The organism is Asticcacaulis solisilvae (assembly GCF_017875235.1).
Classification (GTDB): Bacteria; Pseudomonadota; Alphaproteobacteria; order Caulobacterales; family Caulobacteraceae; genus Asticcacaulis; species Asticcacaulis solisilvae_A.
Window position 1 is genome coordinate 148157 of record NZ_JAGGMI010000008.1, and the last position, 23672, is coordinate 171828.

At 62.4% G+C, this 23672-nt stretch carries 21 protein-coding genes; 13 read left to right on the top strand and 8 right to left on the bottom strand.

Translation table 11 applies throughout. The features are described from left to right. Nucleotides 1–37: 37 nt before the first annotated feature. Both J2X24_RS14610 and J2X24_RS14615 read right to left on the bottom strand, forming a co-directional pair. On the bottom strand, nucleotides 38–946 hold the full coding sequence (locus J2X24_RS14610) for a toll/interleukin-1 receptor domain-containing protein (protein WP_209723140.1): 909 nt from the start codon (nucleotides 944–946) through the stop codon (nucleotides 38–40). A gap of 195 nt (nucleotides 947–1141) precedes the next feature. Then, nucleotides 1142–2110: a helix-turn-helix domain-containing protein gene (locus J2X24_RS14615; protein ID WP_209723143.1), complete on the bottom strand. Its 969-nt coding sequence runs from the start codon at nucleotides 2108–2110 to the stop codon at nucleotides 1142–1144. A gap of 625 nt (nucleotides 2111–2735) precedes the next feature. On the opposite strand from J2X24_RS14615, the gene J2X24_RS14620 reads away from it, so the two are divergent. Continuing rightward, nucleotides 2736–3857: a serine hydrolase domain-containing protein gene (locus tag J2X24_RS14620; protein ID WP_209723147.1), complete on the top strand. Its 1122-nt coding sequence runs from the start codon at nucleotides 2736–2738 to the stop codon at nucleotides 3855–3857. Between the two features lie 20 nt (nucleotides 3858–3877). On the opposite strand, the gene J2X24_RS14625 is transcribed toward J2X24_RS14620, so the two are convergent. Further along, a complete protein-coding gene (locus J2X24_RS14625) occupies nucleotides 3878–6715 on the bottom strand; it encodes a PAS domain-containing hybrid sensor histidine kinase/response regulator (RefSeq protein WP_209723150.1) in 2838 nt (945 codons plus the stop codon). A gap of 211 nt (nucleotides 6716–6926) precedes the next feature. Here J2X24_RS14625 and J2X24_RS14630 point away from each other — a divergent pair, with 211 nt between their 5' ends. Then, nucleotides 6927–7853 (top strand): DMT family transporter, encoded by a 927-nt coding sequence (locus J2X24_RS14630; RefSeq protein ID WP_209723154.1) that lies wholly within the window; start codon nucleotides 6927–6929, stop codon nucleotides 7851–7853. Nucleotides 7854–8238: 385 nt separating this feature from the next. Here the strand turns inward: J2X24_RS14630 and J2X24_RS14635 are convergent, their stop codons facing one another. After that, entirely contained in the window at nucleotides 8239–8733 is a 495-nt protein-coding gene (locus tag J2X24_RS14635; protein WP_209723157.1) for a GlcG/HbpS family heme-binding protein, read from the bottom strand. Nucleotides 8734–8833: 100 nt separating this feature from the next. On the opposite strand from J2X24_RS14635, the gene J2X24_RS14640 reads away from it, so the two are divergent. The 7 genes from J2X24_RS14640 (at nucleotide 8834) to J2X24_RS14670 (ending at nucleotide 17175) form a co-directional block, all read left to right on the top strand. Next, nucleotides 8834–9196 (top strand): winged helix-turn-helix transcriptional regulator, encoded by a 363-nt coding sequence (locus J2X24_RS14640; protein ID WP_209723159.1) that lies wholly within the window; start codon nucleotides 8834–8836, stop codon nucleotides 9194–9196. A 103-nt stretch (nucleotides 9197–9299) separates the two neighbouring features. Continuing rightward, nucleotides 9300–11141 carry a histidine kinase famiy protein gene (locus tag J2X24_RS14645; RefSeq protein ID WP_342591098.1) on the top strand — a complete coding sequence of 614 codons (1842 nt, stop codon included), beginning with the start codon at nucleotides 9300–9302 and terminating at the stop codon, nucleotides 11139–11141. A gap of 187 nt (nucleotides 11142–11328) precedes the next feature. Beyond that, entirely contained in the window at nucleotides 11329–11928 is a 600-nt protein-coding gene (locus J2X24_RS14650; protein WP_209723163.1) for a (2Fe-2S)-binding protein, read from the top strand. After that, the gene (locus J2X24_RS14655; RefSeq protein ID WP_209723166.1) at nucleotides 11928–12938 is read left to right on the top strand and encodes an FAD binding domain-containing protein; all 1011 of its coding nucleotides are present in this window, start codon (nucleotides 11928–11930) and stop codon (nucleotides 12936–12938) included. Before J2X24_RS14650 ends, J2X24_RS14655 begins: the two co-directional genes overlap by 1 nt. A 1-nt stretch (nucleotide 12939) precedes the next feature. Continuing rightward, complete coding sequence (locus J2X24_RS14660; protein ID WP_209723169.1) at nucleotides 12940–15213, top strand: xanthine dehydrogenase family protein molybdopterin-binding subunit; 2274 nt, start codon at nucleotides 12940–12942, stop codon at nucleotides 15211–15213. Nucleotides 15214–15343: 130 nt separating this feature from the next. Continuing rightward, nucleotides 15344–16252, top strand: coding sequence for a DMT family transporter (locus J2X24_RS14665; RefSeq protein WP_209723172.1), 909 nt, complete (start codon nucleotides 15344–15346; stop codon nucleotides 16250–16252). Between the two features lie 65 nt (nucleotides 16253–16317). Then, a complete protein-coding gene (locus J2X24_RS14670) occupies nucleotides 16318–17175 on the top strand; it encodes an alpha/beta hydrolase (RefSeq protein WP_209723175.1) in 858 nt (285 codons plus the stop codon). On the opposite strand, the gene J2X24_RS14675 is transcribed toward J2X24_RS14670, so the two are convergent. Further along, nucleotides 17172–17570, bottom strand: coding sequence for a rhodanese-like domain-containing protein (locus tag J2X24_RS14675; protein WP_209723178.1), 399 nt, complete (start codon nucleotides 17568–17570; stop codon nucleotides 17172–17174). The genes J2X24_RS14670 and J2X24_RS14675 overlap by 4 nt on opposite strands. 183 nt (nucleotides 17571–17753) lie before the next feature. On the opposite strand from J2X24_RS14675, the gene J2X24_RS14680 reads away from it, so the two are divergent. Next, nucleotides 17754–18326 carry a DUF3833 domain-containing protein gene (locus tag J2X24_RS14680; RefSeq protein ID WP_209723180.1) on the top strand — a complete coding sequence of 191 codons (573 nt, stop codon included), beginning with the start codon at nucleotides 17754–17756 and terminating at the stop codon, nucleotides 18324–18326. A 143-nt stretch (nucleotides 18327–18469) separates the two neighbouring features. Here the strand turns inward: J2X24_RS14680 and J2X24_RS14685 are convergent, their stop codons facing one another. Together J2X24_RS14685 and J2X24_RS14690 are read right to left on the bottom strand one after the other, a co-directional pair. Then, nucleotides 18470–20281, bottom strand: coding sequence for a DUF885 domain-containing protein (locus J2X24_RS14685; protein WP_209723183.1), 1812 nt, complete (start codon nucleotides 20279–20281; stop codon nucleotides 18470–18472). Nucleotides 20282–20382: 101 nt separating this feature from the next. Further along, a complete protein-coding gene (locus J2X24_RS14690; protein WP_209723186.1) occupies nucleotides 20383–21075 on the bottom strand; it encodes a hypothetical protein in 693 nt (230 codons plus the stop codon). Nucleotides 21076–21150: 75 nt separating this feature from the next. Here J2X24_RS14690 and J2X24_RS14695 point away from each other — a divergent pair, with 75 nt between their 5' ends. Further along, entirely contained in the window at nucleotides 21151–21651 is a 501-nt protein-coding gene (locus J2X24_RS14695) for an asparaginase domain-containing protein (protein WP_209723188.1), read from the top strand. A 417-nt stretch (nucleotides 21652–22068) separates the two neighbouring features. On the opposite strand, the gene J2X24_RS14700 is transcribed toward J2X24_RS14695, so the two are convergent. Continuing rightward, nucleotides 22069–22599: a winged helix-turn-helix transcriptional regulator gene (locus J2X24_RS14700; RefSeq protein ID WP_310003894.1), complete on the bottom strand. Its 531-nt coding sequence runs from the start codon at nucleotides 22597–22599 to the stop codon at nucleotides 22069–22071. Between the two features lie 52 nt (nucleotides 22600–22651). Here J2X24_RS14700 and J2X24_RS14705 point away from each other — a divergent pair, with 52 nt between their 5' ends. Together J2X24_RS14705 and J2X24_RS14710 are read left to right on the top strand one after the other, a co-directional pair. Then, nucleotides 22652–23107: an SRPBCC domain-containing protein gene (locus J2X24_RS14705; protein ID WP_209723191.1), complete on the top strand. Its 456-nt coding sequence runs from the start codon at nucleotides 22652–22654 to the stop codon at nucleotides 23105–23107. Nucleotides 23108–23118: 11 nt separating this feature from the next. Further along, nucleotides 23119–23664, top strand: a complete 546-nt coding sequence (locus tag J2X24_RS14710) for a dihydrofolate reductase family protein (protein ID WP_209723194.1) — start codon at nucleotides 23119–23121, stop codon at nucleotides 23662–23664. Nucleotides 23665–23672 lie beyond the last annotated feature (8 nt).

A 23672-nucleotide genomic window follows, 5' to 3' on the forward strand; every position in this document is an offset into this window, starting at 1 on the left:
CAAAAGATAGGCATGAATATCAGAGCATTTTACCATTTTATGATTTTATCAGCTTATTTCTATGCATTGCGATTTGAACATCTTTAATTATACATACAGATGTTCGCTTTACCCCGGTAGACGTCAACTCTAGAAGTTCCTGATGCGCTAAATCTTTTACTCGGTAAAAAAATTCGTCATCAGACATATCTGAAAAATCTTCAATTAGTACCATACCTTTCAGTGAATCAATTGTAATTTCCCCCCCCAGGGGACGCTCATATGCCGTCTTTAATATTATCTTTTGGGTATTAGTTAAAGAATGAAACTTGGAAACAATTGACACCTCAACCTTTGGGTCAAGCTTCCCTTTTAGGTCTTCGGGCGATATAGGCTTCGACCTAGCTACACTGGTAAATGAATCCTCAAAAACCAATGACACTTGCGACGATCTCCGCTCTATCCTTCCGGCCAACTCCTCTATGGTCGATTTGCTTTTCGGATTTTCTACTGAAAACGGATGCATGCCCCTCATGTCATAAAATTGACGTTGCGCAAGGTCGCCAAGCATAGGATTTGAGTCGACCACATCGTGTTCGCTGGATATATACTGGTCAAATTCAACATCTTTCCTGTAATAAATCGGCAGTATAAGATTGCTAACGTTGTATGATTTTTCGAGACTTCTAAATTGCATCCACTCTTTATAGCACTCAGAACTCCCAAAATAGCTAGGAGACATAAATGCGACCATAAAAGTGGCCTCATTCAGGTTTTTTTCAATTACCTTTCTCCAGATTTCACCCCATTCTGTCTGCTCTACATCAATAAAGAAAAGAAATTTGTTGCGGCTAATGACTTTGAGCGCATTTCTCAGAGAATCAATCAATTTATGAACGTTTTCATCGTCCCACTTGTTGTCGTTGTGCGCATAACTGACGAAAATATTGTGCGTTTTAGATGTCATATTTATCCCCTGGCAGTCGCCTCGGCAAAAGCGAGGAAACACACTTTGAAGATAAGCGCATTACGAGAGTAGGTGCAACGGAGAGTTACGAACTACAGCCTATAGCCACCGCGTCTGTGTCTTGGTGCTGACAGCTTCCAGACTGGCGGTCTCGGCTCTCGGCTTGAAACATCCTAGAGCAAAACTATTGATGCTCTACCCCCGCACCGCCCGGATATCTCCCGGAGCGGCATCAAACCGCCGCCGGAAGGCCCGGTAAAAGGCCGACACGTCGGAAAAGCCGCAGGCAAAGCCGATATTGGCCACCGACACGCCGTCGAACGCCGGGTCCAGCAACAGCGCCTTCGCCCGCTCGCAGCGGTACTCGCCCAGGACCTGCGAAAAGGTCGTGCCTGCGCCCTGCAGCACGTGCTGCACCATCCGCTCCGACACCCCAAGTTCGGCGCCGACCCGCGCCGCCGTCAAGTCCTCCGACCGGCAGTCGCGGCGCATGATCCGCCGCACGAGGTTCAACCGCGTCTCGCCCGCCACGCCGGCATGACTTTCGTCCTGGCTGCTGGCCGCTCCGAACCCCACCCCGATCAGATAGGCCAGGTGCGCCGCCGAAGCCGCGGCGAACCCGGGATCGGGCAAGGGCTGGTCGCACAGCAGTTTCGCGTAGGACGCCAGAAACCGAAGGGCCGAGGCCTGGGTATCGACCGCCCTGCCCGCCAGGTCTTCCGGCAGCACGCCCCAGCCGTCCGTCCAGCGGCGCGGCAGGGTAATGCCCAGCAGCGTCGCCCCCTGTTCGACCTCGAAGCGCAAGGACGCATTATGGACGCTGACCGCCGCCGCTCCGGGCGCCAGCACATAGTCACGGCCCATCTGGCGGCCCACGATCGGCGCCGCGCCTAAGTTCATCTGTACAAACAGCGCGTCGTCGTCGTGGCGGGCGATGTGCGCCGCCGTCCGCTCGCAGGTAATGCTCATCCCCGACATGACGCCGACGACGATGTCGGGACTGGCCGACAGGCGCAGCCGCCCGGCGTCGCGCACATCGCCTTTGGCGTACATATCGCACAGGCTTCCGACCACGCCTTCCAGCCGTTCGTGCACGCGGCGCACCTTCTGGGCCACGCTCAGCTCCGCCAGGTCGTCGGTAATGACTTCGATGGTTTGCAGCATATCGCCTCCCGGTGGCGTATATTTTCAGCTTAGCATAACAAAGGGTCTTGCATAGGGCGCAATGCCATTGCGCCCTATTCATTGAATGCGGTGCAACAAAGGCCAGAATGCACGGCGGGCGCCCTATTGGCCCGTGACGATTTTATCCAGGCAATTTCACCGGTGCTGGCGGTGGTGGCCGCGCGTTTTGGAGTATCCGTGGCCGTTCCAACCCGGTCCGCGGCCCTGCCCATCAGGCAAAACCACCACCGCCCGCTCCACTCAGCCCCAGTTCCACTTAGGCGCAACTCCACTCAGGCCCAACTCCACTCAGGCAACGCGGCGGCCGCAAAACAACAAAGGGCCGCCCGTGACGGGGCGACCCTTCCATTGTCTTGCAATGCACTCGGACAGCTCAGGCGAGCCGGCCTCCGGCGATGAAGGCCGTGCTCTTAAGACTTGCCGCGAGCGGCATTTGACAATGAGACATCGGACCACCTCCTTTCGCTTGTTGAACGTTAGTAGGGATGTAGGCGCGCCGGATGCGATTTCAAGGGGCGCCGCAACGCCCCTGATTATATTATCCATTTGTAACGTGACCGCCTGTTTGCGGTAGCCTATGCGTGCCGGATCGTCCGGGGGTTCCATGCCGCGTCATATCCTGTCCATCCTGGCCGCGCTGACCGTGGTGTCCGCGCCGGCCCTCGCTCACGCCGCCATGCCTGTGCAGACACGCCAGGCGTTTGAAGCCGCCGCCGATGCGGTGGCCCAAACCGCCGCCACGTCCGGCAACTTCTCCGGCGAAGTCCTGGTCGCGTTTGACGGCAAGCCGGTCTTCCGCAAGGCCTATGGACTGGCAGACCGAACATGGAACCTTCCATCGCGAACCGGCCTGACCTACCGCATCGGCTCCACGACCAAGACCTTCACGGCGGTAGCGATCCTGCAACTGGCCGAGGCCGGCAAGCTGTCCCTCGATGCATCCGTCACAACCTATATTCCGGACCTGCCTGTATCCTACCGGCCGATCACGGTGAGGCACCTGCTCAGCCACAGTGCGGGCCTGCCGGAATTCCTGTCGACCACCAATTCGTTCACAAGGCTGGTCCGCATGGACCGCACGCCCGAAGAGGTCGTGGCCCTGGTGCGCGACCTGCCGCTCGGCTTCACGCCAGGCGAGCGCTTCAGCTATTCGAATACCAACTATGTCGCGCTGGGGCTCATTATCGAAAAGGCCAGCGGCACCGATTACGCCACCTATGTGCACGACCATATCCTGACCCCGCTCGGCATGACGCACACCGGCTATTTCGATCCGTCGGAGATCGTGCCCGGTATGGCCCAAGGCTATCTTATTCAAGGCGACCGCGTGGCCAACACCTTCTACATGGCGCCAAGTATGCTCTACGCATCCGGCAACCTCTATTCGACCGCCGACGACCTGCTGATCTGGGACAAGGCGCTGCACACCGGCAAGGGCCTGGGGCTGTCGGAAAGCAGCCGCGCCCTGCTGTTTCGCGACAATGGCTTCGGTTACGGCTACGGCGTCTATGTCGACAAGCTGGCGGGCGAGCCCTATGTCGGCCACCCCGGCACCCTGCCCGGCTACCTGACCGACTATGAGCGCTTCGTGAATGTGCCGCTCACCGTCGTTGTCCTGTCGAACGCCTATCCGGTCAAGGTCGAGACAATGACCCGTGATCTCGCCGGAGCCTTTTTCAGCATATGCGGCAAGACGGACGCGCGCCGGGCGTGCGGGCTCAATTAGCAGAAACCCGCCAATTCATTTTACGACGTCCCGGGCACAACGCTGCGCGCACTCCTGAGGACCTCGCACAAGTCTTCCGGCTCGAACGGCTTGGAAATATAATCGTCCATACCTGCCGCAAGGCAGCGTTCCCTGTCACCCGGCATGGCATGAGCCGTCATTCCGATGATCGGCGTATGGGGCGCGCCGTATCGTTTCTCATGCTCGCGAATACGCTCGGTGGCGTCATAGCCGTTCATGCCGGGCATCTGCACGTCCATCAGTATGGCCGTATAGTGCCCGGACTTCACCTTTTCCACGGCTTCGACCCCCGTCTCCGCAATGTCGGCTGCATAGCCGAATTGATCGAGATAAGCCATGGCGACCATGACATTCGCCGGATGGTCTTCGACCAGCAGAACCTTTCCCGCGTGCTTGACCGTCATTTCGTCCCTGGCGGCCGGCAAGGAATGGTTTGCGGTCGCCACCTCTTCGTTTGACGCGTTGCGCAGAGGCAGGCAGATCGTAAAGCGTGATCCCCGGCCCTCCACGCTGTCTACTGAAATTGTTCCGTCCATGATGTCGACCAGCGTCCGGGTAATCGCCAGACCCAGACCGGTACCGCCGTACCGGCGGGTAATGCTGCTGTCGGCCTGGACGAACTTGTCGAATATTTTCTCAAGCTTTTCGGGAGCTATGCCGATGCCCGTGTCACTGACCGTGATCGAGACGAGCTGTGTATTCGGAATGTCTCCCGGCCGGCATCCGATATCGACGTGAACGCCGCCGGTGTCCGTGAACTTCACGGCGTTGCTGCACAGGTTCATGATGACCTGGCGCAGCCGATTGGGATCGCCCATGAACTGACGGTCGCGGACGCATTCGCCGTTCATGGTGAAGCTTAGCCCCTTCTCACGAACGCGTTCGGACATGATGTCCGAAACCTCGTGCATGATCTGCGCCAGGTTGAAAGGCAGATGCTCCAGTTCCGTCTTGCTGGCTTCGATCTTTGCGACGTCCAGAAGGTCGTTGATCAAGGCCAGAAGCGTGTTGGCGCTGGTCTGGAGGGTACTGACGAACTTCTCCTGCTTGGGTGTCAAGTCGCCGCCGCGCGCCAAAAGATTGGACAGGCCGACAATGGCGTTCATGGGCGTGCGGATTTCGTGGCTCATATTCGCCAGGAACTCCGACTTGGCGATGTTGGCGGCCTCGGCGGCATTGCGGGCGTCGATCAGTTCCTGTTCAGCCTGTTTCTGCTGGCTGACGTCGCGGACGATCTTCACGAAGCCATGCAGTTCCCCGTTCTCGCCGCGCATGGCCGTTGTAACGCCGCTGCCGTAAAAGCGTTCGCCGCTCTTTCGGCTGTGCCACCGTTCATCCAGGGCACGGCCGTCGAGCCCCGCCCGTGTCATTTCGAAAATGGGCGCGCCGTTTTCCCGGTCTTCGGGTGTGAACATGATCTCCATGTTCTGCCCCAGGGCTTCGTCGGCGGAATAGCCAAAGATGTGCTCCGCGCCGGAACTCCAGCTAACGATCTCGCCGCTCGGCGAAAAGGACACGATGGCGAATTCCGCGGCGCTCGACACCATCAGATCGAGATATTCGCGGGCGGTCTGTGCTTCGCGCTGGGATGCCTTGAGTGCCTCGATCTCGGTTGTCGTGCCATACCAGCGTATGATCTGGCCTGTCTCATCGCGTAACGGACGGGCACGCGTCAGATTCCAGCAGTACTGGCCCTGGGCGTTGCGGACGCGGTGCTCGACGCTGTACGGTTCGCCCGTCGCAACGGCGTGCAGCCACCCTTCGCGCGTGCGTTGCAAGTCGTCAGGGTGAATAAGCCGCGCCCAGGTCACGACGCCATCGACGACGTGCGCGCCACCCGTGTATTCCATGGTATAGGCATTCGCATAGGCGATCCTACCGTTCGGCGTCGCCATCCAGATCTGCTGGGGGATAGCGTCGGCCAGGGCTTGCAACTCCTTCTGGCTGGCCTTAAGCGCCTCCTCGGCCAAGGTGCGGTCGGTAACATCCACCCCTTCGGCGAATATCCCGCTAACCTGGTCTTTGCAGTCGAATACCGGTTGGTAGAGCAGGTCCATGTAACGCGTTTCGACGCCGGCGTCCGGCGTCCGCTGCAAGACGATTTTCGAACCATCGGCCTTGTACGCCTTGCCCGAGCGGTAGACCTCGTCCATCAGCTCGAAGAATCCCTGGCCGGCCGCATCGGGAAAGGCGTCCCTGGCCGGCCGTCCCAACACCTCGCGGCCGCCGACTAACTGATAGAAGGCGGGATTGGCGTATTCAAAGACATGTTCCGGCCCGCGCATAAAGGCCATGAAGGTCGACGCCTGGTCGAACAGGCCCAACAGACGCTCACGCGATTCGCGCAATTCGGCGTCGCCCCTTACCTTTTGCGTCGTCTCGACGATCGTCGCCAGCACGCCGCCAATGGCGCCGCATTCGTCGCGCAGGGGACTGTAGCAGAAAGTAAAATATGCCGTTTCCGGGTGGTGATTACGCATGAGGACCAGCCGCATGTCCTCGACGAATTGCGCCTCGCCCTGATACGCCTTTTCAAGAATCGGAGCGATCTCTTCCCAGATTTCGGGCCACAGGTCGTAAAGGCTGCTTCCCAGCGCATCGGACTTCTCACCCAGGATAGGGACATAGGCATCATTATAAATGATGACATGCCGTGGTCCCCAAAAGACAGCGGTCGGAAAGCGGTTGGCAAGTGCGGCGTCGACGTGCAGCCTTAGCGCCGACGGCCAGGCGTCAATCGGCCCAAGGGGTGTTTTGCTCCAGTCGTGCGCCCTTACCCTGTCCACCATTTCGCCGTCGCTGAAGGGAAAGTTTCGAGCGCCATCCACGGTTCGCATTCTCGCTCTCCGGTTACTTCTGGGGAGGCATGTGGCGGTATATCGCGCCCCTTGTCGCGCGACTGGCGTAAAAATGAAATGCGCAGCTTGTCCAGCGGAACACGCCCGTCTTGCGCACCGCGTACTTGTTGCATTTCAAATGCAATCAAATGCAAACGCCGCACGCGGATGATGCTATGTCTCGCCGCGACACGATGTGACGGACATGACCATGCGTAGCGGTACGAGTGCGACGACCCTGGGGATCTTATGCGGCATGGGCGCCGGCGCTCTGTGGGGCCTGGTCTTCCTGGCGCCGGAACTGGTGCGTGCCTTCCACCCGTTGTGGCTGACGATCGGCCGCTACCTGGCCTATGGCGCCATCTCGGCCGCCCTGATCGCGCCGCGCTGGGGCGCCTTACGCGCGCACCTGTCGCGCAAGGAATGGCTGGCCTTGCTCTGGCTGGCGCTGGCCGGCAACACGCTTTATTACATTCTCCTCTCGGCGGCCGTGCAGATGGGCGGCATCGCCATGACGTCGCTGGTCATCGGTTTCCTGCCCGTCCTCGTCACCCTGATCGGTAGCCGGGCGCACGGCGCCGTGCCGCTGGTGAAACTGGCCCCGTCCCTGCTCTTCTGCGTCGCGGGCGCTGTCTGCATCGGCTGGCAGGCGCTGTCCGGCCCGCAACGCGGCATGACCGGACTGATCGGGCTTGTCTGCGCGATCGGCGCCCTGGTTTCGTGGACGCTATATGCCGTCGGCAACCGTCACTGGCTGGCGAAGCTTACCGCCGTGTCGGTCCAGGACTGGAACCTTCTCACCGGCGTGGTCACGGGCGCGCAATCGCTGATGCTCGTTCCTTTCGCCTTGTTTTTCGCTCCGGAAGTACATTCCGGGACGGAGTGGCTGCGATTTGCCGCCGTTTCCATTGCCGTGGCGGTGCTGGCCTCGATCGTCGGCAACGCCTTGTGGAACCGCATGAGCCGCCTCCTGCCGCTGACCCTGGTCGGCCAGATGATCCTGTTCGAGACCCTGTTCGCGCTGATCTACGGCTTCGTCTGGGAGCAGCGCTGGCCAACCGTGTCCGAGGCGCTTGCCTTCGTGCTGATCTGCTGCGGTGTCATATCGTGCATCTCGGCGCACAGGCGCCCGAGCTGATTAGGCCCCCACCACCGCATCGCCTTCGCTGACGCTCAGTTGTGCGGTCCCCCTCCCCACTCGCTTCGTTGCGTTGAAAGGGCCGCGTCGCTCATGGGGAGGAATAAGGACAGAGGGACCTGTCCTGCTATTCCACTCCAGCCATAGCGGTAAGCAGAGCGACCTGACACTATCCACACGGCAAGGGAGGAAAAATAGACGAAAGCGGAACCTGTCTTTCTATTCCTCCCCACAAGCGCCACAGGTCTTTCCACGCGATGAAACGCGTGGGGAGGGGGACCGCACGCACGAACATAGTGAGTGAGATGCGGTGGTGGGGGCCTCATTACAAAAGAAAGCCCCCTCGCCCGCCACGCCGCACTGGCCGGCAACCCGAACCGTCCGCCTATTTGGACAGGACCGCGGTGACCGCGGCGATGACGGCCGCTTCGTCCTCTTCGGCCGGAGCGCCGCTGGCCCCCATGGCGCCGACGATCCGGCCATTGTCGCGCAAGGGGATGCCGCCCCTGACCGGCAGCACGTCCTGGATGCCCAGCAACTTGACCGTCCCAAGCGTCGGCGGGTTGGCGATATCGCCCGACGGCTGCTGCATCATCAGCGCCGTGACGGCCTTGCGCCGCGCCACATCGGTCAGCAGCGGACTGGCGCCGTCCATCCTGGACACCAGCACCGTGTTGCCGCTGGCGTCGATCACGACGAAGACGAGGTTAAAGCCCTTGGCGCGGGCATGGGCCTGCGCGGCGGCGCTCAGTTTTTCCGCCGCCGACAGATTGATGTGCGCCTGGCTGGTCGTCGTGCCTTGGCCGGCCTCTGCCGCGCCGGCGTCCACGGTTATAAGGCCGGTCAAAAGGACGGCGGCGGTCAGTGCAAAAGCTTTCATGGTCTCTCCCCAAAAGGCATAATGGCAGGCGCGCCTGAGGATTGCCGTATTTAATATTCTTTGTATAGTAAAAAGTCACCGGACGCGCTAAAATGCCTGGATGACCGATCCTGCCTCAGTCGCATTCCGCTCCACCTGCCCGCTCGCCTCGGTGCTCGACATCATCGGCGACAAATGGACTCTGGTCATCATGCGCGACATGCTGGCCGGCAAGACGCGTTTTTCGGAGTTTCTCGACTCACCCGAAGGCCTGAGCCCGCGCGTGCTGTCGCAACGCCTGTCGTTTCTCGAAAGCCAGGGCATGATTCAAAAGGTCCAGGCCGGCAGGACGCACCCGGCTTATGTCCTGACCGACAAGGCGATGGAGCTGAAGGAGGTCGGCATCCGGCTGGCTGAATGGGGTCTCAGGCACATTCCCGGCCGCGTGTCGCCGTATCTCGACAAATTCAGGGACGAGGATTAGCCGGAGGTCCACCGCCAACGTCAAGGTTGCACTCGAACACACTAGAACCCATCACTTTTTTATCCGCAATTTTTTATTCTGCCGTCGTGAGAGAGGGCATGGTGTGAATAAAAAAGACGGCGATCTTCAGACTAGCACGGATACGGCCAAGCAGGACGGTACGGAAGATGAGGCGGGCTCCAAGACGCTTCACGATCTCAACAACATGTTCGCGTCGGTTATCGGCGGCCTGCAACTGCTTGGCATTCGCTACCGCGACGACCTGAAGGCCCAGGAGATTGTCTCCGGCGCGCTCATTAGCGTCAACAATATCCGCGACTACCTGGCGACCGCTTATCGCACCCGGCGCGGCGCGCCCGCCCAGCCTGCAGGCAGCCGCCGCGACGGACGCGGTCACGCCGTAATCACCGATAGCGCCGACCGTCACGACCTGTTCTTCGCCGCGATCGAGATGACGCGCATGCCGATGATCGTGACCGATCCGAACCAGCCCGACAATCCGGTTATCTTCGCCAACCAGGCCTTTCTCAACACCACCGGCTACGAGATGGACGAGGTGGTGGGGCGCAACTGCCGCTTCCTGCAGGGACCAGGCACTGACCGCGAAGCCGTGGCCAATGTCCGCCGCGCCATTGCCGACCGGACCGACATAGCCGTCGAGATCCAGAACTACCGCAAGGACGGCACCATGTTCTGGAACGCCTTGTTCATCAGCCCGATCTTCGACCGCGACGGCAAGCTACTCTACTATTTCGGCTCGCAGCTCGACATCACCCGCCGGCGCGAAGCCGAGACGGCGCTCAGGCGCGCGCAGAAGATGGAGGCGATCGGCCAGCTGACAGGCGGCATCGCTCACGACTTCAACAACCTGCTCCAGGTCATCATCGGCAACCTTCAGATGGCGCGCACCGTCGTCGACAAGCCGCACCGCATCGGCCGCTACCACGACGCGGTCATGTCGGCGGCGCAGAAGGCCCGGACCCTGACCCAGCAGTTGCTGGCCTTTTCGCGCCAGCAGCCGCTGGAAGCGCGCGTCGTCAATCTCAACCGCATCATAACCGAACTGCGCGACCTTTTGTCCAAGACCCTTGGGGCGCATATCGAGATCGAACTGGACCTGGCGCCCGATCTTAACAACGCCCAAATCGACATCGTCCAGCTCGAGATGGCGCTGATCAACATCCTGGCCAATGCGCGCGACGCCATGCCGAACGGCGGCAAGGTGACGATCTCGACAGGCAATGTCACCGTCGTCCAGGGCGGCGTCAATGCCCGCAGCGGCCGCTATGTCGAGCTGTCGGTGCGAGACACCGGCGAAGGCATGACGCAGGACGTATTGGCCCACATCACCGAACCCTTCTTCACCACCAAGGAGGTCGGCAAGGGCACGGGCCTGGGCCTGGCCCAGGTCTACGGCTTCGTCAAGCAGTCCGAAGGCGGTTTCGGCGTCGACAGCGAGGTCGGCAAGGGCACGACCATCCGCATGACCTTCCCGGCTTCGGACGGCGCCGCCGACGGCCCCGTCGAGCGCCCGCAAGACGAGCTGGCGCGCGGCCAGGGCAAGGGCGAGCGCGTGCTGGTCGTCGAGGACAACCGCGAGGTCCGCGAACTGGCATCCGCGATCCTGGAACAGGAAGGCTATACGGTCGTGGAGGCGTCCAACGCCACCGAGGCCCTGCAGGTGCTGGACGGCCATCCCGACCGCTTCGACATGCTGTTCACCGACATAATCATGCCGGGCCACATGAACGGCGTGGCGCTGGCGAAGGAAATCCGGCAGAAGGTACCCGACATCGCCGTCCTGATCACCACGGGCTTTGCGGACGACGTGCACGGCCACACCAATTCGGCGGCCTTCGAGACGATCTACAAGCCCTACATGCCCGACGAACTGGCCCGCAAGATCCGAAGCGTGCTCAACCGCAAGCTCGACCACAGCAACTGAGGGCGCCCGTCTTTGCGCGTATCCGAAAAGGGCCGCACGGGTTAACCTCGCTCCGCATATCTTTCTTATTTTTAGCCCGTTACCTCTTATCGTCCTGTAAGGCGCGCTTTTGTCCAGGCGCCGCCGGTCGTGCCCACGCGTTTCCAATGTCATTTCCGGACACGGTCCGGGCCATCATGAGGCCGTTATGGACGATCAAACCAAACCTCCCCTCAGAGACGGTCCCAGTCGCCGCGGCCTGTTCGGCGCCTTCGGCCTCGCCGCCGGCGCCCTGGCGGCGCCACCCGTTGCCGCCGCGCCCACGGGATCGGAAGGCCATGCGCCGGTCACCCTGTCGGTCAATGGCCGCGAACATCGCCTGACGCTGGATGTCCGGACCACCCTGCTCGACGCCCTGCGCGAACACATGGACCTGACCGGCGCCAAGAAGGGCTGCGATCATGGCCAGTGCGGAGCCTGCACCGTCCATGTCGACGGCAGCCGCGTCCTGTCCTGCCTGACCCTGGCCATATCGGCCGAAGGCCGCAAGGTCGTGACGATCGAGGGGCTGGCGAAGGACGGGGAACTGCACCCCATGCAGCAGGCGTTTATCGATCACGACGGCTTCCAGTGCGGGTACTGCACACCCGGCCAGATCATGTCCGCCGTTGCCTGTGTCCAGGAAGGCCACGCGGCCACCGACGACGACATTCGTGAATATATGAGCGGAAACCTGTGCCGCTGCGCCGCCTACCCGCGCATCGTCGCGGCGATCAGGCAGGCGCGTGGCCAGATGGGAGCGGCCTGATGCGCCCCTTCGTCTATGACCGCGCCGCGACCATCGACCGTGCCGTGCAGCTTGGCGCCCATACGGCATCGGGCCAGGCCGACGCCCCGGTCCAGTTCCTGGCCGGCGGCACGACCGTGCTCGACCTGATGAAGCTTGATGTCATGACGCCGCAAACCGTCATCGACATCACACCGCTGAAGCCATCCTTGCGGACGATCGAGACCGGTCCAGCGGGCCTGCGCCTCGGCGCGGGCGTGACCATGGCCGAAGCCGCCGGGCACGACGGCGTCCGGACGCAGTATCCCGTCATCGCCGACAGCCTGAAGCTGGCCGCCAGCGCCCAGATCCGCAACATGGCGACGCTTGGCGGCAATGTGCTGCAACGGACGCGCTGCGGCTATTATCGCGATCCGTCATGGAGCCGCTGCAACAAGCGCGTGCCGGGCTCCGGCTGCGAAGCGCTGACCGGCCCCAACCGCAACCATGCCGTCCTTGGCGTATCCAAAGCCTGCATCGCGCAGTATCCCGGCGACTTCGCCGTCGCCCTGGTCGCGCTGGAAGCCCAGGTCGAGGTCGATGGTCCCGACGGCCGCCGCACCCTGCCGTTCGAGGCCGTGCATCGCGGCCCGGACCAGCCGCATATCGAACACAGTCTCAAGCCGGGCGAGCTGATCACCGGCTTCTTCGTTCCGCCGGGCGCCTGGACGCGGAGTTCGCTCTATCTCAAGATCCGCGACCGCGCGTCCTATGAATTCGCCATTGCCTCGGCCGCCGTCGCGCTCGATCTCGACGGCGACGTGGTGCGCGACGTCCGCATTGGGCTGGGCGGCATGGCCTACCGGCCTTGGCGGGCGCGCGAGGCCGAGGCGCTGCTGAAGGGCGAGCCGCTGAGCGAAGACGCGGCCGAGGCCGCCGCCCGCGCCGCGCTCAAGGGCGCCGTCACCCACGAAGACAATGCCTACAAGCCCGAGCTTGGCCGCCGGACCCTGGTCCGCGCGCTGCTCGAAGCCGCACGCATGGAGGCCTGACATGGCGGATACCTTCGGCGATCCCAAACAGTTGTTCGGCAAGCCGACGCCGCGCATCGACGGCAAGGCCAAGGTCACCGGCTCCGCCCGGTTCGCGTCGGATGAGCCCGTGGGCAATCCGGCCTATGCCTATCTCGTCACCAGCCGCATCGCCAAAGGCCGCGTGACGGCCATTAAGCTGGATGCCGCAAAGGCCGTGCCGGGCGTGCTCGACATCCTGACGCATGGCAATGTCGGCGGCCAGGCCAAGCCCGCAAAGGCAGCTGACGGCGGCCCCAATACGCCGACGCTCGACAGCGACCAGGTCATGCATGACGGCCAGATCGTCGCCGTCGTCATCGCGGACACCTACGAGGCCGCCCGCGAAGCCGCCGGCAAGGTCGCAGTGACCTACGCCGCCGAGACGCCGTCCGCGACCTTCGGCTCGAAGGGCGTCAAGGTCGCGTCGCACAAGTCGCGCAGCGGCAAGCCGTTCCCGAAAAAGGGCGATGCCGCCAGGGCCTATCGCGCCGCGCCGGTCAAGGTCGATGCCCGCTATTCGACGCCGCCCCAGCACCACAATGCGATCGAGCTGTTCACCTCGACCTGCGAATGGGACGGCGACCACCTGACCGTCTATGAGCCCACCCAGGCAATGTGGGGGTCCAAGGCCGCCATCGCCGCGCAGCTGGGCCTGGAGCCGGAAAACGTCCGCGTCGTCGGCCGCTATATCGGCGGAGCCTTCGGCGGCAAGGGCGCCAATGCCTATACGGCCTGGGTCGCCATTGCGGCCAAGAGGCTGAACCGTCCGGTCAAGCTGGTCGTCACGCGCGAACAGGGTTTCACCGTCCGCAGCTGGCGGGCGGAGACACGTCAGCAGGTGCGGATTTCGGCTGGCAAGGATGGAAGGCTGACCTCCTTCTTCCATTCCGGCCAGGAGGTCACGTCGCGTCCGTCGCAATATGCCGTGGCCGGGGTCGAGGTCACGCCGCGCATGTATGCCTGTCCGAACATCGACACGAAGGTCGAGGTCGTCCACGCCGACCGGCCAACGCCGGGCTTCATGCGCGCCCCGGCCGAGACGCCCTATTTCTTCGGGCTTGAGAGCGCCATGGACGAACTGGCGTGGAAGCTCAACATGGATCCGGTCGAGTTACGGCGGATCAATGACACACGCGACGATCCGGTCACCGGCCTGCCGTTCTCGACGCGGTCGCTGATGCAATGTTACGACGCCGCCGCCGCGAAGTTCGGCTGGAGCCAGCGCTCCGCCAAGCCGGGATCGATGACGGACGCGGACTGGCTGATCGGCTATGGCTGCGCCACCGCCACCTACCCGGCCAATGTTGCGCCGGCGGCCGCGCGATTGACCCTGACGCCCGACGGCAAGGCGGTCGCCGCCATCGCCGGCCATGAGATGGGCACCGGCGCCTATACGGTCGTCGCCATCACGGCCGCCGGCGCGCTGGGCATCCCCGTCGACAAGGTCAAGGTGCTGATGGGTGATAGCGACCTGCCGCCCCTGACGATCGGCGGCGGCTCCAACAATGCCGCGTCCAAGGCCCACGTCGTCGCCAAGGCCGCTGGCGAAATCCGCAAGCGCCTCGCTGAAGCCGCGGTTGCCGCGAATGGTCCTTTCAAGGGCCTGGACCCTGCGACGCTTACGCTCAAGGACGGCAAGCTTCTCGGCCCCAGCGGACAGACCGAGGACCTGAAGACGGCGGTGTCGCGCGTCGGTTCGCTGGTCGAGGTCTATGCCGAAAACAATCCCGAAGGCCTGCCGCCCGAGGCGATGGCCAATACCTACAAGGGCCAGACCGCGATGCTGCGCGGCGGCGGACGCAAGGACCATTCGGCCTTTTCGTTCGGCGCCCATTTCGTCGAGGTCCGCGTCCACCGGCTGACCCGCGAAATCCGCGTGCCACGCGTCGTCTCGGCCTTTGCCGGCGGAACCATCATCAATCCGCTGACCGCCTACAGCCAGTATATGGGCGGCGTCATCTGGGGCCTGTCCGCCGCCCTGTTCGAAGCAACGGACCTGCACCAGGCGCAGGCTCGCTACGTTAACAACGACCTGGCCGGCTATGTCATCCCGGTCAATGCCGACACGCCGTCGATCGACGTCATCATGGTCGACGAGCCTGACAACACCACCAACCCGCTGGGCATCAAGGGCATCGGCGAGATCGGCATCACCGGCATGAATGCAGCGGTCGCCAACGCGGTCTATCACGCCACCGGCATCCGCGTCCGCGACCTGCCGATCCGGCCGGAAAAGCTGCTGGCGCACGCATAGACAGCATCGGCCGGACGCGCCGCCTGAAACAAAAAACGCGTCCGACCTTGCTGACACGTCGCTTTGCGCCTATGCGAAGTCCCCGCGCGCGGCCCGGAGCAAGGTTCGCGGGTTTTCCTGAGAGTCCGTCTTGCCTACCCAGCCTCCCGCCCATCCCGCCGACAACTCGGCAGCGCTTACCCTGTTTGTCGCCATGTCGGGTTTCATGGTCCTGTCGGTGGGCGACAGCCTGGTCAAGTCGCTGGCCGGGGAATGGCCGGCGTCGGCCGTGGCGGCCCTGCGCTACCTCGTTGCCGCCATCGGGCTCGGCGCCTTCTTAGGCATCCGCCACGGCCCGTCCATTTTCAGAATCCCCCGCCCCGGCCTGCAGATGGCCCGGGGCGCGGCCATCGCCGCCGCCACGCTCGGCAGCTTCTTCGGCGTGCAATTGATCCCGCTGGCCGACGCTGTGTCGATCGCCTTCATCAGCCCGGTCATCACAGCGCTGATCTCGACTCTGATCCTGAAAGAACCGGCGCACTGGACGGTCTGGGTGTCGATCGCGCTCGCCTTCTGCGGCGTATTGATCGTGCTCAGGCCAGGCCTGTCGTTCGACGCCGCCCGGCTGTTTCCTCTGGCCGCCGCCTTTTCCCTGGCCATCCTCGTCATCCTAAACCGCAAGGCGGCGGGCCTGGCGCCGCCACTTGTCATGCAGTTCTACGTCACGCTGACGGCCCTGCCCTTTCTCATTCCGGCGGCGGTCATCGGCCATTTCAGCGGCCTGCCCGCCCTGCATGTGCCCGTGCCGACGCCGCACGTACTGCTGATCGTCGCCCTGGTGGCGGTGATCGCCACGACGGGCCACATGCTGGTCTTCATCGGCACGACGCGGTTGTCGGCCAGCGTCGTCGCCCCGCTGACCTATGTCCAGTTGCTCACGGCCGGCGCCATAGGCTGGATTTTCTTCGACAATCCGCCGACGCTCAGCACCTGGATCGGCGCGGCCTTCATCGTCGGCGGCGGCCTCGTCCTGTTCCAGCACCAGCGCAAACGCGCCTGACCGCCCTGGTTGTCGCCTGTCTCCAAGTCTGCTACCGATTGAAAAAAACATAGAGGGAGGACGTCGTGCGTAACTTGGTAGCGGCTGCCGTTCTGACGGCGTCTGCTTTGTTTTCACCCATCACCGCTCAGGCTCAGGACGCCTGCAAGCTCGACAAGAGCGAGCAGGTCTTCAGCCAGACACCAAACGGCCCATTAAAGGCCCACGTCTTTGCCCCGGCCGGCACAGAGGGCAAGCCGCGTCCAGCCATTGTCCTCTTCCACGGTGGCGGCTGGGTGATGGGCGATCCGTCCTGGTCATTCTGGCTGGTCGATCGCTATGCATGCAAAGGCATGGTAGCGATTGTCGCGCAATACCGCCTTTCGGACCAGAAGACCGCCTCGCCGGCCGAAGCCAGCGACGACGCGATGGCAGCCATTGCCTGGACCCGGAAGCACGCGGCGCAGTTCAACATTGATCCAGATCGTATTGCGGCGCTGGGATGGTCGGCCGGCGCACATCTGGCCGCATCGGCCGCCATCTTCGCAACCGACAAGACGCAAAGCCCAAACCTGCTGGCGCTGGTGTCGCCCGCCGTTTCGGTCGTCGAGGATAACCACTTCCGCGCCCTCTTCCCGCCCGGAACGAAGATCGAGGACTTTTCGCCCGCCGAACACGTCCGCGCCGACCTGCCGCCGACCGTCATGGTAACGGGCCGCACCGACACGGTCACGCCCTTGGCCGGTGTGACGAAATTCCATGAGCGCATGTTGGCGGCGGGCAATGTCTCGGTCCTACACGTCTATGACGGCGTCGGCCACCTGTTCACGCCCGCCACCCTGGCCGACAACGGTTTTCCCAAGCCGGACCCGGCCGTGCAGGAAAAGGCCTACGCGGCGATCGACGCATTCCTGATCGAACGCGGCTATCGGCCGGCAAACTAGCCCTCGCCCGTTTCCAGTTCGAAGCCTTCGTCGATCCAGCCGGTGACGCCGCCGGCCATGATCTTGACCGGCCGGTTGAGCTCGGCCAGTTTGAGCGCGCCCCTTGCCGCGCCGTTGCAGTGCGGTCCGGCGCAATAGGTGACGAACAAAGTATCCTCCGGCCATTCGGCCATCTTCGACGCGATGATCTTGCCATGCGGCAGGTTGATCGCGCCCTTCACGTGGCCCTTGGCATAGAGCGCCGGGCCGCGGACATCGAGCAGGACGAAATCGGCGCCCTTGGACAGCGCGTCATGGACGTCCCAGCAGTCGGTCTCATAGGTGAACTCGGCGGCGAAGTGCTGGCGGGCGAGATCGCTCGGCGCGGCCGGAATGGCGCTGACAGCGGTTTTCATGGAAGCTCCTGTTATCGTTTTGGTTTCCCGACACTACACCAGGAGGGCTTTGGCGTAATTGACATAGTTCGTAAAAATTATGCCAAACTATTGGAGCGGTCCTGCTGGAAGTAAGCCAGTCGTATTGCAGAACCAATGTCGCCCAGCCGCCGTATCAGGGGACCTGCAACAAGGAGTACACGCATGAAACGCGCTGGCTTGATACTCGTCACGGGATTGGCATTGTGCCTCAGCGCCTGCGCGACCGTGGACATTGCACAAAATGCCCGCCCTGGCCCGGCCTTTGTGCTCGAAGACTATTTTGCCGGCGAGACCCGCGCCTATGGCGTTTTCGAAGACCGTTCGGGCAAGGTCACGCGCACCTTCACGGTCGTCACCAGGGGCACTGCACGCGCCGACGGATTCACGTTGGATGAACGGTTTCTATGGAGCGACGGCGAGCGGCAGTCACGGACCTGGACCTTCACGAAGGCGCCGGACGGATCGTACCGAGGCACGGCCGGAGACGTCCAAGGCATAGCGATGCTCGAGACGCGCGGCGATGCCATGCGCCTTCGTTACCTGCTCAAGCTGCCGAACAAGGGCGGCAGCGTCGACGTCCGCTTCGATGACTGGTCGCATTTGGTCGCCGACGGCGTCGCTATCAATCGGGCGGATGTGTCGAAGTTCGGCGTCTCGCTCGGGCGAGTGACCCTCGCCTTCGTCAAGCCAGGCCATCCGGCGCCAACAGCGGAGATGCTCCGGGGAGCGTTTTAATCTCAATGGTTGCTCTAAACGATTGGGGTGTGGGGTCCGTGACCCCACGTCTTCAATTCAAAGAAAAACCCTTGCCTTTGAGACGAGGGTTTTTCTTTGAATTGAAGGCTTTGTGGGGGGCTCAGGCCCCACACCAGTTTGTTTCAAATCATCCCCTTGTCGCGATAGAGCTGCTCCAGCACCGCCAGCGGCATTGCGCCGGCCGTCAAACCTGTATCGTGGAAGGCCTTGATGTCGAACTTCGCGCCGCCCTTGGCCTGGGCCTTCTGGCGCAGGTCCAGCCACTTGATCTTGCCGACCATGTAGCCCAGCGCCTGGCCCGGCCACACGCAATAGCGTTCGATCTCGGTCGCGGTCGAGGATTCCTCGTCGCCCATCTGCGTCGCCATGAAGGTCAGCGCCTTTTCACGCGACCAACGTTTCGCGTGCATGCCCGTATCGACCACCAGGCGGCAGGCGCGGAACATGGCGTCGTGCAGGTAGCCGATATAGCCGGCCGGGTCCTTGGCATACATCTTCATGTCCTTGGCCGCGACCTCCTCGGCGTACAGCGCCCAGCCTTCGACATAGGCGTTGAAGCCCGCGACCTGGCGCAGCATCGGCAGGTCCTTGGCCTCCTGCTGGATCGAGATCTGCATGTGGTGGCCCGGGATGGCCTCGTGATAGGTCAGGGTCGGCAGGGTCCACGACGGCACCTCGGCCGTGTCGCGCAGGTTGATATAATAGGCGCCTGGACGCGAACCATCCAGCGACGGCGGGTAATAATAGCCACCCGGCGCGCCCAGCTCGGTCGCCACCGGCACGCGGCGAACATCGACCTTCGACTTCGGCAGCACGCCGAAATAGTCGTTCAGCTGCGCATAGACGACGCCGATCTGGGCGTTCAGGTCGGCCAGCAGCTTGTCCTTGCCGGCGTCGGTGTTCGGATAGACATACTTGGGGTCCTTGGCCATCGCCTTCATGCGCTCGCCGGGCGTGCCTTGCGTCAGGCCCATCGTCTTCATGACGCGGTCCAGTTCGGCATTCAGTTCCTTGACCTTTTCCAGGCCGATATTGTGGATCTCATCGGCCGTCATATCGGTCGAGGTGCCGTTCTTCACCGCATAGGCATAGATGGCCTCGCCGTCGGGCAGACGCCATACGCCGGCTTCGTGGGTGGCGGTCGGCAACTGCGCCTCAAGCGCCTGGATCTGGGCATCGAGCGCCGCCCTCACCGGCCCTTCGAACAGCTTGGTCGCTTGCGCTTCCCAGTCGCCTTCGACCTTGGCTTCCTTGGCGCGCCGGGCAAGCGACGCGACGAGCACCGACTCGGACGCCTTCAGGTCGCGCTGGCCCTTCAACTGCGCGATCGCCTTTTGCAGGGCGAAGTCCGGCGGCACGACCTGCATGCCGGCGTCGGCCTTGAAGTTGGCGGTCTCCTCATTCAGCACCACGGCATATTCCGCCAGGCGCGACAGGTAGGCGTCGGCATCGGCCCTGTTCGCAATAGAGTGCATGGTGTCGAGGAAGTCGGGCGTCTGCTGATAGTTGCCTGACAGCTGCGTGACCGTATAGGGCGCGCCCATGGTCTTATAGGTATTCTGGCCCTGCAGCGAATTCTTCAGGTCCCACAGGACGGTGTCGTAATTGACGCGGTCCATGCCCTGGAGCTTCGACCGGTCAACGGCCTCGATGGCGGCGATGCCGCGCTTGAGATAGGCGATCGCCTTCTCGCGGTCGGCGCGGGTGACGTGGTCGAGCTTGGACTTCTGGCCGGCAAGCTCGCCCTTGTCGAGGCCCAGATAGGTGCAGTAGGTGGGCGAGAGTTTCAGGAATTCCTGGAAGGTGGCGTCGAAGGCGGCATTGAGCTTCTTGGCTTCGCCAGCGTCCGACGCAGGAGTTGCGGCAACAGCGGGCAGCGCGGTTGACGCCATGAGTGCGCCTGCGCCCATGAGTACCTGACGACGATCGACCATGAATTTTCCCTTGGCTTGAAACAGTTGCAGCGGAGACTAAGCATAAGGTCGGCGCGGAGCAACGGGATTTGCCGAATGTGACAAATCTGTAATGTCGGCGGTTACCGTGTCAGGGCGTCGAGAACGGCATCCGAGCGCAGGTAGGCTTTGACGCCTGTAATAACGGCCGGATCGACGTCGTCCCAGAAGCCGCTGAACAAGCGATCTTTGTCAGACATCGTTTGGGCGTTCGAATAATAGAGGTCGGCCAGCGCCGCCGGATGGTCCAGAAGCCGTTTAAGATAGGGTTCGAGCCCTATACCGGCCCACGCCATGCCACACAAAAGCCCATCGATCGGCGGACAATAATATATGCCATCCTCCGGCGGCGCGGCCTGGGTCGCTAACGCGTCGAACCAAGCGTCGACAAAGGTCTGGACGACGCGGTGCTCATCCTCTGGCCAATACTGCCACTCCGCCAGCTTAAGCTTGCCGAGCACGACTTCCGTGTCAGGCCACCAGTCTTTCTCGGTGACCGCCAATTCAAAGACACGTGGCAGGAAATATTTGTAGTCACCGAGACCTCCCGCTGTCAGGAAGACCGAGGCCGAATAATTGGACAATTGCTGGTCCGTCAGCGCGCGCAACGGCGTAGTCGTCAAAGGCACATAGTCGCTTTCGTCCCAGCAGCATGGACAGCCATCGATACGGCGCGGCTGCGGTCTTTTGAACTCGGCGTAGAGCGCTTCAATGGCGGCGGTCAGTGCGAGTGTGGGGGCGGTCATGACGGTGTGAGCATAGGGCGTGCGCCGCATGTGTCAAAGTCCGGCTTTCCGGTTTCAATCGAAACGCCTTGGCCCTATATCCGCAGCGAACCTCAGGAGCCGAACATGGACACCTCGAAAATCCAGATCTTCACGACAGGCGGCACCATCGACAAGAGCTATTTCGATGGGCTCAGCCAATACCAGTTCGACCGGTCCAAGATTGGCGAATTGATCAGGCACGCGTCGGTGTCCCTGCCGTTCGAGATCACCGAGCTGATGGCCAAGGACAGCCTGGAACTGACCGACGAAGATCGGGAGCGGATCGCGGAGGCCGTGAGCAACACAGACGCCACGCGCATCATCATCACCCATGGCACGGACAGCATGGCCGTGACCGCCGACCGGCTAGCGGCCCTTGGCCTGGACAAGACCGTTGCGCTCACGGGCGCGTTCTTGCCAGCCAGGTATGCGGACAGCGACGCCGCCTTTAATCTCGGCATGGCGTTCGCGACCGTGCAGACCGCGCCTGTGGGGGTCTATATCGTCATGAACGGCACCGTCTTCCCGGCGGGCGGCGTGATCAAGGACCGGGCGCAGGGAACTTTCAGGACGTCGGAAGGATGAGCCACTACTTCCAGTCTGTCACTATGGTTCAGATTGGCAGATACCGGCCGATTGGCTTCAGATGAAGTCCGCACGCGCTAATTGGGCTCATAAGACTTTGGGCTAGGCGGTGCCACGAGTTTATGGGTCCACAGATTACACAGATTGGCACAGATTATCCGAGCAGATGGAAAACGCTGCTGCATGATCTATAGCGATACCGACAGCGCAAAGCGCTGTCATGTCATGAAGTCATGTCACCGCGCGACGTCACCGCACGCGGATAATCTGTGCCAATCTGTGCAATCTGTGGACAAGTCTTGCAGATTGTCCAACACGCTCAGCCCGGCAGCTAACGCGGTAATTCGCGTTTCCTTGCGCCTCGCCCAATGGATGCCCCTAACTTTCGTTGGCACACCGCTATCCGATGTTACCGCTTCAATCCGCAAGGCAAGCCGCCTCATAGGCCGCCTGAAGCGCCGCGAACACCGACTGATCCGGCTTAGGCGCACCCAGGTGAATGTGGCGCAGCTCATCCATGAACGCATCCCACAGCGGCGGCCCGCCCTGCTCCAGCAGCTCGGCGCGCACCGACAATTCGCGGCTCGGCCGCAGGTGCCGGCTGCCCCACGCCCCCATGTGCGCCAGCAGCGGCACAAGCTGAATGGCCGCCTCCGTCAGGCTGAAGATGACCTTCTGCCGGTGCGCCGGATCGGGATGCCGGCTCAGCAGCCCCGAGGCCGTCAGCCGCCTCAGCCGGTCGGCCAGGATGTTGGAGGCAATCCCCTCCTCGCTCCGCGCCAGCAGATCGCCATAGCTGCGCCGGTTGCCGAACATGATGTCGCGAATGACGATCAGGCTCCACCGGTCGCCCAGGTGCTCCAGCGTGAGGTTAATGGGACAGCCGGACCGTTCCGCCGTTGGCATGACCTCGAACTCCGTTACGCAAACCACTTGCAGTATGCACACGGTTGGGTTAAGGCTCAACTACTTGCATATTGCATAGAGTTTAAGGCTGCCTGTGACCGTCCATCATGAAACCCTCCGGCTCGAACAAAGCCTTTGTGCGTCACCCCATCGCGCCTTTGCGGCCTATCTCGATACGGCTGAGCGCGAGATATGGTCCGCGCCCAGCGACACGGCCGCCGTTCGCATAGAGCACGCCGACGTCCGCACAGGCGGTAAGGAAACCACCCGCTGTGGCGGCAAGGATGACCTGCGCTACCGCACTGAGGTCCATTACAATCTGGTCGTTCCGGACAGGCTGATCAGCTTTTCCGAAACCCTGCTGGAGGGCGACACCGTCTTGACCGCGGCGCAGATCACCTTCGAATTTCGCGCGACGGATGGCGGGTCGCACCTGGTCCTGACCGACCAGGTGACGTCGTTCGCCGGGGCTGAGGCGATCGACGGCCACCGCCAGGGGTTTTCGGCAAGCCTGAACAATTTCGCGACCTTCCTCGCCAACCGGACCTGAAAGGACCTGCCATGGGTAAACTCATTCTCGGCATGAATGTCTCCGTCGACGGCTATGTCGACGATCACGGCGGCAACCTGGTCATGCAGGCGCCCAGCCCTGAACACTTCCGCTACTGGATCGAGACACTGCGCGGCCACGGCGGCGCGATCTATGGCCGGCGCATGTACGAGGTCATGCGCTACTGGGATACGGACCAGGACAGCTGGGACGACGCGCTGCGCGAGTTCGCCGTGTTATGGCGCGGGCTGCCCAAATGGGTGGTGTCGAGCACATTGAAAGAGGTCGGGCCCAATGCCACGCTGATTTCCGGCGATATCGAAGCCCAGGTCCGCGACCTCAAGAACCGTATCGACGGCACGCTCAGCGTGTCGGGGCCGCAGTTGGCCGGCCTGATGACGGAGTTGGGCCTGATCGACGAATACCACCTGCATGTCCGGCCGTTCGTGCTTGGCGAAGGTAAGCCGTTCTTCCATGGCGCCCGGCCGCCCTTGCGTCTCCTGTCGAGCCACCAGATCGATCCCAATACGCTGCATCTGGCCTACGCGCCGGCGTGATGTTGCGC